13 protein-coding genes are annotated in these 19,767 nt (G+C 43.5%); 9 read left to right on the top strand and 4 right to left on the bottom strand.

Annotated features, from left to right (window positions below):
* Window positions 1-65: 65 nt before the first annotated feature.
* Window positions 66-2,111 carry a carbohydrate-binding protein gene (locus MHH89_RS14075; RefSeq protein WP_076304600.1) on the top strand — a complete coding sequence of 682 codons (2,046 nt, stop codon included), beginning with the start codon at window positions 66-68 and terminating at the stop codon, window positions 2,109-2,111.
* Between the two features lie 375 nt (window positions 2,112-2,486).
* The gene (locus tag MHH89_RS14070; RefSeq protein WP_341087371.1) at window positions 2,487-2,657 is read left to right on the top strand and encodes a hypothetical protein; all 171 of its coding nucleotides are present in this window, start codon (window positions 2,487-2,489) and stop codon (window positions 2,655-2,657) included.
* A 671-nt stretch (window positions 2,658-3,328) separates the two neighbouring features.
* Here MHH89_RS14070 and MHH89_RS14065 read toward each other — a convergent pair.
* A complete protein-coding gene (locus MHH89_RS14065) occupies window positions 3,329-4,171 on the bottom strand; it encodes a DNA-binding protein (protein WP_143759934.1) in 843 nt (280 codons plus the stop codon).
* A gap of 89 nt (window positions 4,172-4,260) precedes the next feature.
* Here MHH89_RS14065 and MHH89_RS14060 point away from each other — a divergent pair, with 89 nt between their 5' ends.
* Both MHH89_RS14060 and MHH89_RS14055 read left to right on the top strand, forming a co-directional pair.
* Window positions 4,261-4,515: a glycoside hydrolase family 2 protein gene (locus MHH89_RS14060; protein ID WP_256717514.1), complete on the top strand. Its 255-nt coding sequence runs from the start codon at window positions 4,261-4,263 to the stop codon at window positions 4,513-4,515.
* A gap of 235 nt (window positions 4,516-4,750) precedes the next feature.
* Entirely contained in the window at window positions 4,751-6,940 is a 2,190-nt protein-coding gene (locus MHH89_RS14055) for an alpha-galactosidase (RefSeq protein ID WP_076194794.1), read from the top strand.
* 1,397 nt (window positions 6,941-8,337) lie between these two features.
* On the opposite strand, the gene MHH89_RS14050 is transcribed toward MHH89_RS14055, so the two are convergent.
* From MHH89_RS14050 to MHH89_RS14040, 3 genes are all read right to left on the bottom strand, one after another.
* Entirely contained in the window at window positions 8,338-9,216 is an 879-nt protein-coding gene (locus MHH89_RS14050; protein ID WP_076130289.1) for a helix-turn-helix transcriptional regulator, read from the bottom strand.
* A gap of 75 nt (window positions 9,217-9,291) precedes the next feature.
* Entirely contained in the window at window positions 9,292-10,647 is a 1,356-nt protein-coding gene (locus MHH89_RS14045; protein WP_076310145.1) for a response regulator transcription factor, read from the bottom strand.
* Window positions 10,628-12,358: a sensor histidine kinase gene (locus MHH89_RS14040; RefSeq protein ID WP_076219545.1), complete on the bottom strand. Its 1,731-nt coding sequence runs from the start codon at window positions 12,356-12,358 to the stop codon at window positions 10,628-10,630. The genes MHH89_RS14045 and MHH89_RS14040 overlap by 20 nt, the downstream gene beginning before the upstream one ends.
* 228 nt (window positions 12,359-12,586) lie before the next feature.
* Between MHH89_RS14040 and MHH89_RS14035 the strand changes: the two genes are divergently transcribed.
* From MHH89_RS14035 to MHH89_RS14015, 5 genes are all read left to right on the top strand, one after another.
* Complete coding sequence (locus MHH89_RS14035) at window positions 12,587-13,543, top strand: ABC transporter permease (protein WP_081382600.1); 957 nt, start codon at window positions 12,587-12,589, stop codon at window positions 13,541-13,543.
* Window positions 13,544-13,585: 42 nt separating this feature from the next.
* Window positions 13,586-14,455: a carbohydrate ABC transporter permease gene (locus MHH89_RS14030; protein WP_081383383.1), complete on the top strand. Its 870-nt coding sequence runs from the start codon at window positions 13,586-13,588 to the stop codon at window positions 14,453-14,455.
* Between the two features lie 41 nt (window positions 14,456-14,496).
* Complete coding sequence (locus tag MHH89_RS14025) at window positions 14,497-16,170, top strand: hypothetical protein (RefSeq protein WP_076147914.1); 1,674 nt, start codon at window positions 14,497-14,499, stop codon at window positions 16,168-16,170.
* A gap of 86 nt (window positions 16,171-16,256) precedes the next feature.
* Window positions 16,257-17,681 carry a family 43 glycosylhydrolase gene (locus MHH89_RS14020; protein WP_312150434.1) on the top strand — a complete coding sequence of 475 codons (1,425 nt, stop codon included), beginning with the start codon at window positions 16,257-16,259 and terminating at the stop codon, window positions 17,679-17,681.
* A gap of 26 nt (window positions 17,682-17,707) precedes the next feature.
* A complete protein-coding gene (locus MHH89_RS14015; protein ID WP_312150432.1) occupies window positions 17,708-19,711 on the top strand; it encodes a beta-galactosidase in 2,004 nt (667 codons plus the stop codon).
* The last annotated feature ends 56 nt before the right edge of the window (window positions 19,712-19,767 follow it).

Below are 19,767 nucleotides of genomic sequence, written 5' to 3'. Positions count from 1 at the left end.
CATTAAAGGGGGTGATCATTCAGGTAAGGTCGTTTCACTAAAATAAGTAGGAGGGATCGGATCAAATGATTAAAAAAGTGCTACGTAGTTTAATGCTGGGAAGTTTATTGGTGACTTTAACTTGTTCTAATCTAGCAGGCAAAGCAGAGGCGGCAGCGGTAAATACAATTCCTAACGCGTCTAAGGTTGAGCAGGGTTATGACAGCAGTTTTTTATCAGTTCCTGGTTTTGCATCATTAGGTGTAAAAGATAGAAGCAGTTATGCAGGTACCTCATATTATCGAACAGTCAGCAGTGGCCGAGAGTTTTTACAAGCAATCTTGGATGCAGGCAGTGGTGCTGTAAAAGTTATTGAAGTTACAGATAATCTAAACTTAGGGTGGACTGAATTAGCACTAAATTCTACTGAAATTTCAAAATATAGCTTTGTTACAAAATATCCTGATCCATCAAACGGATTCACGAACCCACTCTTAATAACCTCCGGTGTATCCAAATTAAGCATAGCCAATATTGATGGATTAACGATTTTTTCAGCTCCAGGTAAAACTATTAAACACGCAGAATTAAAATTGCAGAGCTCAGTGAACGATATTGTCATTAGAAATCTCAATTTTGATGAAATGTGGCAATGGGATGATACAGGTGAGCACAAAGAGGTAGGCTGGACTTTTATCAAGGTAAATGGCGCAAACAATGTATGGATAGACCACTGTAAGTTTTCGATAGCCGCGGATGGAATGATTGATATGGAAAATGGTTCAACGAATGTAACTTATTCTTGGAACGAATTTGGTCTAGCGGCAGCTCAAAATCCAGCGACTAGTAGCTCTATTTATAAGTCAATTGAATATATGGAGCAAAAATATGCAACAGGATCACTGAACTCCTCCACCAGCCTTTATTATAAAATGCGTAACGAAGGGGCTACCAAAAATCAAATTATGGCTTATGCCGCCTATCACTCCAAAGTTCATTTGGTAGGATCGGGTGACAAGGATTATACGAATTATGTGGGTTCTAACGGTGTGGAAATTAAAGATGGAAATCAAAGACTTCGCTTAACTTTAGCATACAATCGTTATACAAATGTTGGGTCGCGTCTGCCAATGATTCGTCAAGGAGTCGGGCATCTATTTAATAATTCTTTTGATAATTCTACACATCAGAATGTACTCGACAGCGTTACTGCAATCTCCAAATATGGCCATGATAAATTATCGCGTGGAATGAACGCCAGAAATGGAGCTTCTATAGCGGGGGACACCAATGTCTATAATGCTTTTAATGAACCGCTGATTGGTGCGGAGCTTCAAGGGGATGATACTGCTAATATGAATGCACCTTTTGACGTATTGTTTAAGGATGCGATGAACCATAGTTTAATTGTAAATTCTACAGTAACAACTAGTAGCGGAACAACCTATACAGGCAGCAGCTGGGATAATAATGGCGTTAATGCCTTTACTAACGGAATGAATTGGAATAACAAAGCAACCATTGGCCAGTGGGCTTGGTCATCATCAATAGTCGGAATTGAAAATATGAGTAAATCAAACCCGCCATCTACGCCTTTTACATTCACTTATGGGTATAACGAGCAATTGCCTTATGCTTATAAAACAGTTCCTCTATCTGGCGTTGTCTCCACAGTAAATCAATATGCCGGGGTCTCAAAAGTTTCTTGGAACACTGCGGAGTGGTTAAAAACAAATTATTATGATGCCTATTCGACGATCGAAGCAGAACGTTATACCAGCATGTCTGGTGTGAAAAATGAAGCGAGTTCCGAAGGCGGTCAGAATGTCGGCTATATAGAGAATGGCGATTATATCGCGTTTAATAATGTTAACTTTGGAAGCGTCGGACCCACAAGTTTCGAAGCAAGAGTAGCGAGCGGTACATCTGGAGGAACTATCGAAATTAGACTGGACAGCTCAACTGGAACTCTGGTTGGAACTTGTCCGGTAGCGGGAACAGGCGGCTGGCAGACCTGGGTGACTAAAACATGTGCAATCAGCGGCGCCACCGGCACGCATAATGTATATCTAAAATTTACCGGTTCTAGCGGATATTTATTGAATCTTAATGGGTTCAAGTTTATTAAGTGATTTTATTAAGCGAGGTTCTGAGGGGGAGTGAAAAACCTTTATGCTGGGGCGGGCAGATAGACCTCGGCTGGAGTGGAAGCGGCGAAAAGGGAGCGGGAGTTGTACCGTAGAATGTGGCGGATGGAGCGGAAGTGGCGAAAAGAGAGGCAAAAATGTCTTAGAATGAGGTGGATGGAGTGGGAGTGGCGAAAAGAGAGGCAAAAATGCCTTAGAATGTGGCGGATCGAGCGGATGTGACGAAAAGAGAGGCAAAAATGCCTTAGAATGTGGCGGATGGAGTGGATGTGGTGAAAAGAGAGGCATAAATGCCTTAGATTGTGGCGGATGGAGCGAATGTGGCAAAAAGAGAGGCAAAAATGCCTTAGAATGAGGTGGATGGAGTGGAAGTGGCGAAAAGAACGGTATAAATCCCGCAGAATGCAGCTGATCGGGCGAATACGGAGAAAAGAACGGTATAAATCCCGCAGAATGCAGCTGATCGGGCGAATACGGAGAAAAGAACGGTATAAATCCCGCAGAATGCGGCTGATCGGGCAAATGTGGTGAAATGAACGGTATAAATCCCGCAGAATGCAGCTGATCGGGCGAATACGGAGAAATCTACGGTATAAATCCCGCAGAATGTAGCTGATCGAGCGAATGTGGCGAAAAGAACGGTATAAATCCCGCAGAATGCAGCTGATCGGGCGAATACGGAGAAATCTACAGTATAAATCCCGCAGAATGTACCGGATCGAGTGAAGGTGGCGAAAAGAGAGGCATAAATACCCTAGAAAGTGGAGGATGGAGTGGAAGCAGCGAAAAGAGAGGCATAAATGCCCTAGCATGTGGCGGATCGGGCGAATGTGGTGAAAAGAGAGGCATAAATGCCTTAGAATGTGGCGGATCGAGCGAATGCAGGGAAAAGAGAGGCAAAAATGCCCTAGAATGTGGCGAATCGAGCGAATGTGGAGAAAAGAGAGGCATAAATGCCCTAGAATATGGCGGATCGAGCGAATGTCACCAGATCGAGCATATACGGTGAAATGAACGGGATAAATCCCGCAGAATGCAGCTGATCGAGCGAATACGGGGAAATCTACGGTATAAATCCCGCAGAATGCACCGTATGGACCGGGACCAATACACCCTAAAGGAGTGATTCCCCCCATTAACCGGAGAACCACTCCTTTTTATAACCAACTTTATAATCCGATCAACGACGACCTCCGTGATGCTTAACTGTGTATTTTGCTGAACTCGATTCGCGAGCTGAAGGACCTGGTAAACTCTTTTTCGATTATTGTTTTCATGATGTTGTGATGCACTTTGAGTTGTGATTGATCGGCGTGGTCTCTAAGGAGTTCAAAGAGCGCTGCTGATTTTTTGAAGCCTGTATCATCGTCTAGCTTGATGCTTAATAACAAGATTTCTAGAATAGTGTTGATTGTATCGTACATATTCTCTTGTTTATAGTAATACATCGCCAGCAAATAAATGTAATCCTCATGGTATTTGATATTCACAATAGTCTCATGTTCTCCTATGTCATCAACATTGATTTTGAATTCCTTCAGAATCCAATCAACGGAATAATCATGTATTATCGAAGATTCTAAGATTGTAATGAGTCCCGGCAATAATTCTTCATCATCACTTTTTCTAATAAACTCAACGTATTTATGTAGCATTCCCATTTTGCCTTCCAGCAGATCGATAACGTATGAATTGGCTTTTGCTATATTGCGGTAATATTCGACTTCATAAATGGCCTCTTCATCTAAACCTACTATCCAGCCCAGGTCAGCATACTTCTGAATACATAGTTTTGCCTCGTCATACTTACCGGACTTTTGTAGTGCTATACCTTTTGCGCAGGAGCTATATCCAAAATAATAGGGGATACTCCGCTTCAGTTTAGGACCTCTTATGAGGTTACTATTGTTTTCATATATGATGGAAATTTGTTCATGTAGCTTGTCTGCAATTTCAATCATGGCATCCCAATTCTCAAATGAAAATGATGCCTTAAGCATCTGAATCAAGGAATCCACATTCAACTCTTCCAAATCCAACTTCAATCCTATCTCCCTTTCTAGAGCATATCATGCATCGATTAAGATAATTGTATTTCATTTCTAAATTATTCATTTATTTTACATTAAATCATGTGATTTCCATCACGTTACATAAGGTCAAAAGGGTCTTTATTAATAATTTTCAAAATACTGTGAAGTCAAAAGCATATGCCCGTTTCGTTGGACTTGATTTCAAGGAAAGAGATGCGATCTTCAGTGATAGCTATTTCGACCTGTCAGCTGGCGTTTCAAGAATCGTTACGGTTGCCAAAAAAGATCTCGATAAACCAGCTACAGCTGAGGAACTGCGTGCCCAGCTTACTGTACGTTCCGTCTTTGATATTTAAGCAAAAGGTTATTTTCCTACTATATCTTAGGCTACCAATCTCCAAATGACAGTTTGATGATATATATTCTAGTGGTTTAGATCCTGTGTATAGATAGATCAATATTTTACTATAATAGGTATAGATATTAAGATTGTATCCCCTTCCATTTCACTCTAAAATAGACTTCGAAGAAGCATTAACTACAAACAATAAACGTTCTATTGAGCTACCTTAAGGAGAGTGCAAACATATTATGGGTATTTATTATGACGACAACCGCAAGGTGTTTCATTTACAGTCAGAGAAATCCAGCTATATTATTGAAATGATCAAAGGTGTTATTCCAGCGCATGTCTACTGGGGCCCACAATTGGCAGGGAGAGAATTTCAACACCCGTTGAATTTGGTGGAACGTTGCTCTTTTAGTCCAACTTATTTGCAGGAGGATAAAAATATCTCCCTCGACACCTTGCCAAGCGAATTCCCTTCCTATGGAAACGGGGATTTCCGCGAACCGGCACTGGAGGTTCACCTAGTAGATGGCACGACCGTAACGGATTTCCGTTATAAGAGCTACACCATTAATAAAGGAAAACCTGCACTCAAAGGTCTGCCTGCTACTTATGTTGAAAGTGATGAAGAAGCAGAGACCTTGGAAATTATACTGCAAGATGATAAAACAGGATTGATCGCTGCCTTGAGCTATACCGTATTTAACGATCAGGATGTTATAACACGTTCCGTGCGGATTGAGAATCTGGGTAAGGACAATCTGGTTTTGAAAAGAGTATTAAGCGCGAATGTTGACTTCCATGATTCTGACTATGACATGCTGCAATTATCCGGTACTTGGACTAGAGAACGCCATATTCACAAAAGACCACTCGTTCCTGGCATCCAACGGATTGACAGCAAACGCGGCTCCAGTAGCCATCAGCAGAATCCTTTTATGGCCTTGCTTGCAAAAGATGCGACAGAGGACCATGGCGAAGTTTATGGATTCAGCCTTGTGTATAGCGGGAGTTTCCTCGCCCAAGCAGAAGTGGATCAGTACGGAATTTCCAGAGTAGGGATCGGTATTCAACCTTTTAACTTTCAGTGGTTGCTTGAACCGGGCGAATCCTTTCAGGCACCTGAAGCAGTATTAGTAAGATCCAGTGAAGGGCTTGGCGGTTTATCGAGAACCTATCACCGTCTGTATCGGACCCGGTTATGCAGAGGTGAATTCCGCGATAGCAAGCGTCCTATTCTGATCAACAACTGGGAAGCGACTTATTTTAATTTTAACGCGGATAAAATCAAAGAAATTGCTAAAGCAGGCAAAGAGCTAGGCCTGGAGCTGTTCGTGCTGGATGACGGCTGGTTCGGCAAACGTGATAACGACGACAGCTCCCTGGGAGATTGGGTAGAGGATCGTCGCAAGCTGCCTGAAGGTCTTGGAAAGCTAGGCGAAGATATCACGGCAATGGGCATGGAATTCGGATTATGGTTCGAGCCAGAAATGGTATCGCCTGAAAGTGATCTTTACCGTGAACATCCAGACTGGTGTCTCCATGTACCTGGGCATAAAAGTTCCTTAGCCCGCCAGCAGCTAGTGCTGGATTTATCCCGTAAGGATGTATGTGATTATATCGTCGAGTCAGTTAGCTCGGTATTATCATCCGCTCCGATTACTTATGTGAAATGGGATATGAACCGGAATATGACGGAGATTGGATCAGCGCTTCTTCCAGCCGAACGTCAACGTGAAACGGCACACCGTTATATCCTTGGACTTTATGATGTGCTGGAACGTATCGTTTCCCGTTTCCCTCATATTTTGTTCGAAAGCTGCTCCGGCGGTGGCGGACGATTTGACCCGGGAATGCTGTATTATATGCCACAGACCTGGACTAGCGATGATACGGATGCAGTGGAAAGATTGAAGATCCAATACGGAACAAGTATGGTGTATCCTGCGAGTTCAATGGGTGCCCATGTGTCGGCTGTTCCTAACCATCAGGTACATCGTATTACACCTTTGGAGACACGTGGTCATGTCGCGATGTCGGGTAATTTCGGCTACGAGCTGGATTTGACCAAGCTTACTGAAGCTGAGCGCGAGGATATCCGCAAGCAGGTTTCAGAGTACAAGGAACTGAGAATGCTGATTCAGTACGGTGATTTCTATCGACTGCTTAGTCCTTTTGAAGGAAACGAGACGGCATGGATGTTTGTTTCTGCTGATAAAAAAGAAGCCTTCGCCACCTACTTCCAAGTTTTGGCCGGGCCTAATCCACCGTTGCGCAGATTGCGTCTGAAAGGACTCGACCCTGCGAAATCGTATAAGCTTGAGTTTAACGGCGGAGTATACAGAGGGGATGAGCTGATGCACTTCGGACTCACGCTTCCACAGCTTGAGGGCGATTTCAGAAGCCTACTTTTCGTGCTTAGAGAAGTTTAATCAAAAAAGGAGGGTGCCCCAAAAGCCATTGGCTGCTGAGCACCTTCCTTTTTTTCTCCTTTTTTGAGTTCTTTTGTGACTAGCTGCGCGCCCGAAGCTGTTATTGGATGGGGTGTTTAGCAGAATGTTTACCTAGCCTTAGCCGCGGATAGCGGGCTCGAATAAGGGTGTTTAGCAAGATGCTTTGCTAGCCAGGTGCTGCCGTACGCGAATTAGTGCGCCTTGCAAGTAGCCTGACGCCACTGGAGTTGAGTGTTTATAACTCGAAGTCGGCGGGCTCAAATTGGTGCACCATGCAAGTTACTTACTCAGCCAACACAGTGCTATCGGACTCAGTGGCCGCTAATCGCAGTCTTTTCACACATTTGGAGTTTTATCGGACCGCATAGTCGCTATTGGCTCGAAAAGTACCTAATATGCACCTTTTTCGAAGGAATAGCTGCACTGGAGTCCGAAACAGTACTCAAAAGACGAAAAATTAGCAAATAGCGTCATTGGGGTCCGAAAGCGGCGGTGGATGGTTATCACTCGGTGCTGCTGTACGCGAATTAGGGTGTTTATCAAGTTGCTTCCTTAGCCGTGGGCCGCCAATTAGTACGACATGCAAGTTGCTTACCAAACCAACACAGTGCTATCGGACTCAAATGCCGCTAATCGCAGTCTTTTCACACATTTGGAGTTTTATCGGACCGCATAGTCGCTATTGACTCTAAAAGTACCTAATATGCATCTCTTTCGAAGGAATAGCTGCACTGGAGTCCGAAACTGTGCTCAAAAGACGAAAAATTGGCAAATAGCGTCATCTGAGTCCGAAAGCGGCGGTAGAGGGGGTGACACGGTGCTTTCGTATGCGAATTTGGGTGTTTAGCAAGTTGCTTCCTTAGCCGTGGGCCGCTGGACGCCAATTAGTACGCCTTGCAAGTTACTTACCCGTCCAACACAGTGCTATCGGACTCAGATGCCGCTAAACATAGTCTTTTCACACATTTAGAGTTTTATCGGACCGTATAGTCGCTATTGGCTCGAAAAGTACCTAATAAGCACCTCTTTCGAAGGAATAGCTGCACTGGAGTCCGAAACTGTGCTCAAAAGACGAAAAATTGGCAAATAGCGTCATCTGGGTCCGAAAGCGGCGGAGGGTGGTTATCCCGCGGTGCTGCTGTATGCGAATTAGGGTGTTTAGCAGGATGTTTACCTAGGCGGGGGCTGCCGTACGCGAGTTGGTACGCCTTGCAATTGTGAGTTGGCACCCCCAGATCTGAATGGTTACTACTTGCATCCACCGGCCCCGAATTAGCACCCCACGCACGCCACGCCTGCCACGCCTGCCACACCTGCCACACCTGCCACGCCTGCCACTCAGCTCTATCGAAGCCGAATAGATATGCCTAGCAACATCAATTTTCAAAAAACACATGTTTGGACAGGAACTCTAGGTCCTGCTCGCGGTAAGTGGAGGGGCTAACTCCAAAGTAGGAACGAAAAACTTTGCCGAAATAGCTGGCATTGTCAAACCCGGTGTCCACAGCGATCTGGTAGATCGTCTGATCTGTTGTTTTCAGCATAGATGCTGCCAGCTCGATCCGTCTCCTTCTTAAATACTCAAAGGGCGAGAGATTGATGTTTTTTTGAAATAGCCTGCAAAGATGATGTTTAGAAATTCCAACATGTGCGGCGACATCGTCTAAGCTAAGGTTATTATTGTGCAGATCATTTTTCATGAATTGTATAGCGGCATGGAGTTTGTCATTTTTTATATAGGTGGTTAACAAACTTGGTTTCTTGAGGTATTTCTCCATGGACAATATCCACTGAAAGGCTTTCCCCGTTAGAAAATGCAAATCTCTTTCTTCATCAACCTGGATGTCCTTGAACATACTCCACAATAAATCCATCGGAACCGATTCCTGAGGGAGTTCTATAATGGGACCGCCATGTGCGATCAGCTGGTTCCAGAGTGAAATAGCTAGAGGTCCTCGTACATTCAGCCAAATGAATTCCCAGGGCTCTGTACCTTCCTCCGGATAATAATATCTGTGTATACTGGGGACAGTCACTAGGAAAGCTTTGCCCTTCGTTAATGGGTGAACAACCCCGTCTATTTCAATTCTACCCTCTCCAGATAAGGTGTACTGAAAAATAACACAACTTCTCTCCGTCCGGTTCTGGCCGTTGAATGAATATGCCGGAGTCTCGGCTTGTTCCCAGCCAATAGAATCAAACAGAAGCATAGAAGCTTGTTCTTCCGAGCGAATGGTGTAGGAGGAGCGCAACATTAGCAGGTTTCCTTTCCGTGGTTCGTTACTTCATTCAAAGTGTAAACTTTTTTGTTGATCTGTTCAATTTTTGTTTCATTTAATCTGCTGTCTTCGATATTGATAAGGCGTAATGCCATACTGATCTTTGAACAGCTTAATGAAATATTGTGGCTTTTTGTAGCCGACTAGATGTGAAATATCGAGCACATGTAAGTTGGAATCGATTAATAACTTGGAGGCCTTTTCCAAGCGTTTAGAAGAAATGTAGCTCGATAAATTTTCGCCCGTCTCCTGCTTATAAAATTTAGACAGGTAAACAGGATGTAGGTGAACAATTTTCCCTAAGTCCTCCAGGCTCAAGCAATCACTAATATGATTGGAGATATAGGCTTGAATGGTATGAACAATGTTTTGATTGGAAAATTTAGCGCTTCTATCTAATTGGGTGAGGCTCTGCAAGATGGATTGAAGAGCCGTATTTGGCTCTGATAATTGATTGAAAATCCAGTCTGCGACCTCAGCTGATTGGATTTTATCGGTTGTGGAATACAGCAAATTAATGAATTCGAGCAGGTAGAGGAGCTTTTGTTTTTTGACAGTGAGCTTGGCAAAGTTTTTTAAAATGTTTTTTCTGGTTTGTTCCCATTCTCCAAGCTCTAATTTAGGGAGAGCACTAGAGGCACTCAGCATAGTAAAGTCTCTGGCCCCAATATTTTCATTAAAAAAGAAATGATAAAAAATATGCCGAACAGCATGCTTTTGAGAAAATTCAAACGGCTCGGAAAAAGAAATGGAATCGACGCTGCTTGCCACAGTTTCGGTATTGGATTCTGGAATAATTCCAGTAATGGCTGATGGAGCGATCCAAATAAAGTCCCGTCCACCATTATGATCTTTTAACATCATTTCATCTTTCCCTCTAGCCCCTGAGACGTGAAAAAAGCAAAAGTGCTCATTCCGTAAAGCAGTATCGAGTGTGCTGTGATCATAACGTAGTGGGGAAGGTTCGCTAATAACAGAAAGCAAGTAACCTAGCCCATCTATCTTTTTCTCTGCCACTGGGGTTTTTGGGGGTTTCTCAGCGATACTCTTAATAACTTGACGCATGGCTTTTTCCATATCCTCTTTATCAACCGGCTTGAGTAAATAATCGAGTGCACCCAAACGAATGGCTTGTTGTGCATAATCAAATTGAGAATAACCGGAAAGGAAAATTACCTTGGTATTGAGCTTTTTCTCATGAACATGATGCAGCAAATCAATGCCGGATACCTCGGGCATACGAATATCTGTAATAAGGATATCTATATGATTCTGATTCAATAGCTCCTTGGCTTCAATCGAATTTGTTGTCGTCTCAATATGCTCAATTCCAAATTTGCTCCAATCCAGCAGGTGTTTTAAATATTCAACGATGTAATGTCCGTCATCAACTATCAATAATCGCATATTGTCCTCCTTCATCCAGCGAGAAATCTATGAATGCCAGCACGGATAAACCACCCCAGTCATTGATGAAGAACCGCAGTCCGCTTAATTCACCATACGCATTTTTGAGGCGATGATGAATGTTCCAAAGACCAATTCCTCTTGATCCTTCAGGTGGGGATTCATTCTCAAGTCTGGCCATTAGCTGGTGTATTTCCTCAGCAGTAAGCCCCTTACCGTCATCGGCAACAATAATTAATGCTCCAGTATCAAGTTCTTTTACATCTATAGTAACGCGATAAGCCCCTTGCTGTTCTTCAATCCCATGCTGGATTGCGTTCTCGACCATAGGCTGGATAATCAGTGGCATAATCAGATGCTCTCCCAGTTCAGGAGGCAGGTTGATTTCATAATTTATTTTTTTGGAAAGTGACATGATGGATAAAAAATGATCGGCAAGCTGCAATTCAGAAGCCAACGTAACATTATCTGAATTCATTTTTGTTAAATAACGATAGTACTCTGCTAAATGCTTGCTCATCTGCATTACGGCTTCCGGTGAAGTTTTTGCCACAGCCATAATGAAAAACAGATTATTGTAAAGAAAATGTGGATTGATCTGAGCCTGTAGCTGTTTCACTTCGGCGTTTCTGCGCAGCTCGGTTTCTATTTTTAATGAAGCGAATAAAGCCTGTATTTTGGCGACCATGTGGTTAAAGCTTTTAAATAGACTATAAAATTGATTGTCCGGGTTCTCACTAATTCTGGTGCTGTAATTCCCTTGTTCCACTTGGTAGAATTTCTTGTCGAGCAGATATACATTACGATAATAGTTTCGATAGAACATAAAAATCACGATAAGACCAATGATCAAGATCATTAAGATGCTGACAAAAAACACCTGTTTATTCCGGTTAAGCGGATTCAAAAAATCACTCATTCGCGTATAGGTAACAAGATACGTATCAATCGGCTCAATATACTTCGATAAAACATAATAATCGTCATCGTTGATATGATAGTCAAACTTTAAAATTTCATGTGCATTGGGTGTTATCGTCTCCTTGGCTTTTTCCTCGATTCGAATATCCACCGCTTTATTGCTAATCATTAAACTCTTGTTCACAAGTAAAAAGGCATTGGAGCTCTCGCCGCCACTCACTGCTTTTTCTAAAAGACTTGTTAAATACTCCTTTTTCAGCTTAACGCCCACGATGTACTGAATATTGGCAGGATTCTTAGGTTCATGAATATAAGGATAGATTGAAAAATAATACAAATTGTTATTAACAATCTGCCAGCCTCGCTGCGTGACCTTCTGAAAGGGCTGTTTGGCAAGCGAATCATGACCCGTAAAAATAAAAGTGCCATCCGATTTCCAGTAGATACCGATAGATTCAATCGCCTGACTGGAGAGAAGTGGTGCTGATATGCGGTCATAGATATCGTTTTTTTTCATCTGGGCATCGTAATTGTTCATCTCTTGTATTTTGCTTTGATAGAAACGTACGGAGGTGTCGGCTGTATATTGGATGCCATACAAACTTGCCTCAGAGATGATGCCATCCAGAATGCTTTCCGTATAGGCTAGCTGATTTTTGGAGGAGTTAACCAAGCTCTCTTGAATGGTTTTGGAACCTAGGGAGTTCATTACGAAAAACAAACTTAAGGTAAGTAAAAGGAAAAAAACGAAAAAATATATGAATCGTTTCATATTTACTTTTTTAATCATAAGCATTACTCCTGTCGCTAGGACTCGTGTGAATTCATCATAAGCCATATATTCCAAAAGAAAAAGAGAAGAGCTCTCGCTAAATGAAAGCGTTTATAAAGATGTTTAGCGAGTGGTTATGATATTTAATTTGAGACATTTTCGAATGAAAGCGCTTTTGTTAACATTAAACCAGAAAGAAATTATCAGCCAAGAATGTAAAAGGGGGTAAGCACAATAGCACAGATAATGAATACCCAGCTCAAATGGAGTGAGAAAGCCAACGTTAAAAAAAGCAGAAAGAATCCTTGGAAAAAGGAAATCAAAAAAAATTGGCCATTGTATGTTTTATGTATCCCAGCTTTGGTATTCGTTCTAATTTTTGCCTACGGTCCTATGGTCGGATTAGTGATGGCCTTTCAGGATTACAAGCCCTGGCTTGGAATTACAGGTTCAACTTGGATTGGTTGGGATAACTTCGCAAGAATCTTCCAATATAAAGAGGCAACACAATCCATTATCAACACCCTTATTATTGCTGTAATCAAAATTATAGTCGGAATTATTGTTCCTATCTTTATGGCGATTCTGCTAAGCGAGATTAGAAACATGGGGATTAAAAAGAGTATTCAAACCTTGGTCTATTTACCGCATTTTCTCTCTTGGGTAACCGTTGCCGGAATCATGATTGATATCTTAGGTCTGGATGGGGGCATAAATCATTTTCTTACGAATTTCCTCGGACTGAAACCGATTTTCTTTTTGGGCGATCCTACGCTGTTTAGACCGACGATCATCATCAGTGATTTATGGAAAAACTTCGGATTTGGCATGATTGTCTACTTAGCGGTGATTACAGGGATCGACCCTTCTTATTATGAGGCAGCTGAGATCGACGGCGCTTCACGCCGCCAACAAATACGCCATGTTACCTTACCGAGTATGATGCCAATGATCATCGTAATTGCAACGTTAAGCCTTGGGAATATCCTGGATGCAGGATTTGACCAAATCTTTAATTTATACAATCCACTCGTATATAGTACGGGAGATATCATCGATACTTATGTTTACCGGTCATCCTTATTGAATGGACAATACGGTTTTGGTACCGCTGTTGGATTGTTTAAATCCGGCATCAGCTTCATATTAATCGTAATTTCCTATCGAATTGCTTACAAGGTAGCTAACTATAAAATATTTTAAGTCGAAGTTGTTAAGCTTACAAAACTGTTAGGAGGAATGGGAGTGTATTATAAATCCAAGGGATATAGGATATTTTCGATTTTCAATCATATCCTCCTGATTCTAGTAGCCTTATCGTGTTTATTGCCTATGCTTCATTTGCTAGCACAATCATTTAGTAGTAAGACAGCGGTAAATGGGAATTTGGTATCCTTTTGGCCGGTGGACTTTAATATCGAAGCCTATGTGAAAACTTTTAAAAACACGAATTTTACAGGCTCCATGAGAATCTCAGTGGTCCGGACGGTACTGGGGACGTTAATCAGCATGTTCATTATTACAACGGCGGGGTATGCCTTGTCCAAAGATTTCCGTGGGCGTAATGCTTTAATGTGGATTTTTATATTCACGATGTTGTTTTCCGGTGGATTGATTCCTTCTTATATATTGGTTACGAAACTTGGGCTCAAGGACACGATCTGGTCGCTCGTGCTTCCCGGTGCCTTCGGAGCTTATAATTTGATTCTGATTATGAATTTCTTTAAAACAATCCCTAAGGCGCTTGAAGAGGCGGCATTTATCGATGGGGCTTCGTTCTTCGTCATTTTCCGGAAAATCTATCTTCCGCTTTCCCTTCCCGGTCTGGCAACCGTTGGATTGTTTATCATGGTGGGGAGCTGGAACGCATGGTTTGATGGGATTTTGTATATGTCGAATACAACGGACTATCCGTTAGCTTCATTCTTACAGACTGTAGTGGTGCAAGGTTCAGCGCAGAGTATGGCACTTAGTCAATCAGAAGCAGCCGCGTTGTCAGAACAGAGTATCAAAGCTGCGCAAATTTTTATTAGCACACTGCCCATTATCCTTGTGTACCCTTTTCTACAGAAGTATTTTGTCAAAGGCATCGTTCTGGGTGCTGTAAAAGAATAACGTGACCAACATATAAAACTTTAATTCAAAGGAGCTTATTGATGAAAAAAACAGGGGCCTTAATAACGACTACTGTATTGATGGCAGGATTGCTAGCGGGCTGCGGCTCAAACGGTAAAGAATCTACTGCGGCAGAAGCGGTTCTCAAAGACGGCAAATACGATCCTCCTATTACTATTAACATCGCCAAGCAACAAGATGAGAATGCCGGTAAATATATCAACGGGGAGAGCTTAAATGATAATGTGTTGACCCGCTGGGGTGTCGAGAATCTAGGGATTAACATCCAAACTACTCTTTTGGGCGGTGATGCCTCCCAATATAATACGAAACTTCGTTTAGCGCTCACTGGTTCCGAAAAGCTTCCGGATGTTTTGCCAGTGTATGATACCTCATTAGAAAATGATCTGATTCAATCTGGACTTGTAAAAGATATTGCGGAAGACATTAACAAATATATGCCTGAGCGTCTGAAAGAAATATATAAACAATATCCAACAACGTTCAACCCGGTTATCCAGGACGGCAAGGTTTATGGGATGGCGATTTCGCCCAATCTCACTGAAGGTGAAGTCATGCTTATCCGTCAAGATTGGTTAGATAAATTAAATTTAAAAGCGCCAACAAATATAGATGAATTTGAACAGGTAATCGCTGCTTTTACGAATGATGACCCGGACGGTAACGGAAAAAATGATACTTATGGATTTGATTTCTCGGGAAAAGATTCTTACAACACGGGCTGGGTAAGCGACTCTGTAATGATTTTTAGTGCTTATACAGGGAAGAGTCTCCCCGGCCAATGGTATAACGACAATGGTAAACTCACTTACGGTTCCGTCGCTGATGGGACAAAGGATGCGTTAGCTAAACTTCGCGATTGGTACTCCAAAGGGTATTTAAATAAGGAGCTGGCTACACAGGGTGCATGGGATGCACTGGCGGATTTCACTGAAGGTAAAGCAGGGATTATTATTGGCCGTCCTTGGCTGTACGGCAGTGTTAAAGATGTGGAAACTAACGTAAAAGGGGCTAAAATCAAAGCTTACCCAACAATTAACGGTGTAAGTGGGGATCGAACCTACCAATCCGGTCAACAGAACGATGGTGTCTTTATGTTTAATAAAGACTTTAACAATATGGAAGCTTTCTTCTTGTATTATGACAAGCTTTACGATGCAGCATTTGGTACCGGAGATTTCAAATATGGTTATGCTCAGGGATATGATTATGACATCGTAGGCGATGAAGTGGTATTCGATTCCAAAAAATTCAATACGCCTTTGGATGCCGCTCAAGGTGTAGGGAAAATGGCTTTTACCAAAAATACACCTAGTGTTGATGGTCCAGGTAAATCTTTTTATGATCTTTCCAAAGGTGCAAAAGCTGAGAATGGGGTCTTGATCAGATCGGCATCAAATGATGAAACAGCCAAAGAGGGATATGTGATTTCCTATGAGAATAGAGAGTCACTGCTTCCAAATGCATTTAACGGTCCACCTACCAAGACCATGCAGACAACTTGGGAGCAACTGAATACGATGGAAAAGGAAACCTTCACCAAAATTATTTACAGTAAAGAGCCGCTAACTGCGTACGATGACTTCGTGAAGCAATGGCATGACAAAGGCGGTACGAAAATTTCCGAAGAAATCAACGAATGGTATAACAATGCTAGCAAGGTGGATGTGATGTCTCAGATGGGATTGAAATAAGTTCGCAAGAACAGCAGGTTCAGTTAAGGTCATCCTTGGCCGGACCTGCTTTTTTGTCTAAAAATCTGATCCTCTGGAGGATAATCATGGACGAAAACGCGAATACAGTCACCCTACTAAATAGCGCTCCACTACTGGATATGAGCGGAAATCCTGTACATGCACATGGTGGACATATGCTCTATACGGATGGATATTATTACTGGTTTGGTGAGAACCGGATGGATCGGCGGAGAGTAAGCTGCTACCGATCTGTGGATCTAGTGAATTGGGAATGGCGCAATGATGTGCTCACACTCGATTCACCGGTACAGCCAATTTATCATCGCACCACATTAGAGCTTGAACCCTTGGACAGGGAGGGGCGCCCAACGGGTGCGGTAATTGAGCGCCCAAAAGTACTCTACAACAAACTTACAGGGAGATTTGTTATGTGGATGCATTGGGAAAATGGACGCGACTACTCTGATGCGCGCTGCGCGATCGCTGATTGCGGGACGGTAGATGGGGATTATGTTTACCGGGGCAGCTTTAATCCGATAGGTAACATGTCTCGGGACTGCACCTTGTTCCAGGATGACGATGGAACGGCTTATTTTATCTCCGCGGCAAGGGAAAATGCTGATCTTATTATGTATCGTCTGTCACCTGATTACCTCAGCATAGAAGAACAGGTCAAGACCTTGTGGCCCGGACAAGCGCGTGAAGCACCTGCATTAATGAAACGTCAGGGTGTATACTTCCTCATCTCGTCCGCCTGTACGGGCTGGTTGCCTAACCAAGGAACCTATGCCTGGTCCGAGGAATTATTTGGTCGTTGGTCACCCTTGCTGCCTTTGGGCGACATCACTACATACGACAGCCAGCCTGCTTTTATAGTTCCTATTGTAGGAACAGACAATGACCAGTGCTCTTACCTGTATGTTGGGGATCGCTGGGACCCTGCGGATTATTATGCCTCTTCCTATGTATTTCTGCCGCTCGGCTTTCCTTCTGACCGGGAAATGAAGCTTGACTGGGCAGAGCGAACGGTGATTGACCTAAGGAAGGGAATCGTAGCTGTGGAATGCGGCTCTGGTAGTGGTCTGTTCAGATTGAAAAGCTTAGGAATGGGGCTTTATCTGGCGGCGGGAAATCAATCCATTGAACATGAGGAGACCCTGAACGTCGAAGTCCGGACGCTTTCGTATGAAGATCAGCAGCAGAGATGGACGGTTGAATACGGGGAGAAGGGTAGGGCGAGAATTCGAAACAGTGAAAAGGCCTTATCTATTGGCCCGTTGAATTCCTTGCTGCTGGAGCCTATTCGTGACAACGAAGATCAGTTTATATGGTTACTTACAGAGACAGAAGCAGGTTCACTGACTATTGGGAGCAATGACGGAAGAGTTCTTACCGTAGCAGGAGAACAGCGTGGGGGCTGGGGTTGTGTGTTTCTTGAATCCACACGCTGCCATGATCCCCGTCTAGGTGCAGACCCGCAGCTTTTTCAACTGATTTCAGTAAGGTAAACAGTTTAGAGAAAAGAGGTATACCGATGAGTTTATCTGTCTCCTTCCCTATGGAATGGTTTAAAAGTGACCCCCATACACAACTTACTGCGACTTCCTCTGAGGCGTTTTTGTTCATCACTACACCAGAAGGTGGTGGATTTGAGCTTCAGCCAGGGCATCTGGAATCCGCCGCTTGGTGCGATTATGGTTTCGTTAATGCAAAGGTTTACCATGAAAGCCATGACGTTCTGGTACTGTTATTCAGTTTTTATGATCGGGATCATCGCGTCATTACTTATCATGTAGGAATTTTACCTGGTGTGCGCACCGAAATTTGTTTACCCTTGATTCATTTAAATGGTGAGAAGCTGTTCCTTCCCCGTTATCCGGGTGTGATGCAGACAGTACTGAGGGGAGATGCAGGCATCGATCGCAAGCATATCACCCGATTCTCTATCGCTACTCTCCCTTCAACAACAAGTAGAGCTGTGCAAATTAGTGGCTTGGCTCTAAGTCTAACTGAGCCCGTCTTTGAGTATGAACAGCAACCATATATAGATGATCTGGGCCAATTAAAGGGAAGGGGTTGGCCAGGGAAAACGGTTGATGCAGAAGCGTTGACGGATCGGCTGCGCACAGAGCGGCAACTTGCGGCACAAGCTGATCACAATGGAGGTGACCTCAGCAGGTACGGAGGTTGGAAGGCGCTGAGATTCGCGGCAACTGGATATTTCCGCACGGAGTTTGACGGCAGCCGCTGGTGGTTCGTTGATCCAGAGGGTTATGCCCTGTTCAGTACGGGGATGGACTGTGTGGGTCCAGCTTGTTCTATGCATGTAACTGGCATGGAACACTTGATACCCTCATTGCCGGAGCGGGAAGGAATCTATCAAGAAGCTTGGTCACAGGATGGCGAGGAATTCAGCTTCGAGATTGCTAATCTGATCACTGCTTTTGGGGCGGAGTGGCGCTCTAACTGGGTGGCTATGACGGATTTTCGCTTACAACAATGGGGATTCAACACCATCGGTAACTGGTCTAATGATAGATTTATCAACGAATCCCAGCTTCCGTATGTTTATCCTCTAGTGGACTTTCCTATGACGGAGCAGACTATTTTCCGGGATTTCCCCGATGTGTTTAGCCCGGAGTATGAGCGGAATGCCGGGAGCTTTGCGGAGCAGCTTCTTCCATTAAGGGAAGACCAGAGAATGGTCGGTTATTTCATGCGTAATGAGCCGCATTGGGCATTCGTGGATGGGTTGAATTTGACCGGGCAGATGCTGAAATCTCCGGTCCGTTATGCCAGTAAGAAGGAATTCATTCGCTGGCTTGCAGAAAAGTACAAAACAGTGGAACGATTAAACATGGCGTGGGATAGCGTTTTTGAAGAATTCGAGGATTTATACGATGTATCGAATGTGAATGTAACCGGGGATAATCTCACTTCTGCCCGAGAAGTGGATTATAACCAGTTTAACCGGATCATGATTCGACGGTATGTAGAAGTGCCAGCCCGTCTTTGCAAGCAGACGGATCCGAATCATCTGAATTTGGGAATGCGTTATGCCTGGGTTGGCAGTGATGAGGTGCTGGAGGGCTGCGAATGGTTTGATGTATTCTCTATGAACTGCTATCAGTTCAGTCCTGACAAGGAACAGATCGCCCAGATCAGCGGACGACTGAACAAACCAGTCATGATTGGAGAATATCATTTTGGTGCGGCTGAAGGCGGCATGTTGGCTTATGGGATCCGTGCGGTGGCAACCCAGAAGGAGCGCGGTGAGGCTTACCGTTATTATGTGGAGCAGGGGGCAGCTATCCCGCAGCTCATCGGAGTTCATTATTTTCAATGGAATGATCAGCCTGTGCTCGGACGTTATGACGGAGAAAACTATCAAATCGGTGTAGTGGATGTCTGCAACCGTCCATATGAACCTTTCGTGCAAGCAGCGAGAAAGGCCCATGACCAGATGTATCAGGTGCGGACGGGTATGACAGCGCCCTATAATATTGTGCCAATGGAGATTCCGAAAACGGGATTCTGATTGCAAATCTTTACAACAAAAAGGCCCCCAGCCAATGGGGGGGCCTTTTTTGTCCT

Origin of the sequence: Paenibacillus sp. FSL H7-0323 (assembly GCF_038002725.1) — a bacterium.
Classification (GTDB): domain Bacteria; phylum Bacillota; class Bacilli; order Paenibacillales; family Paenibacillaceae; genus Paenibacillus_AQ; species Paenibacillus_AQ odorifer.
This window is presented reverse-complemented; position numbering and strand designations above follow the sequence as displayed.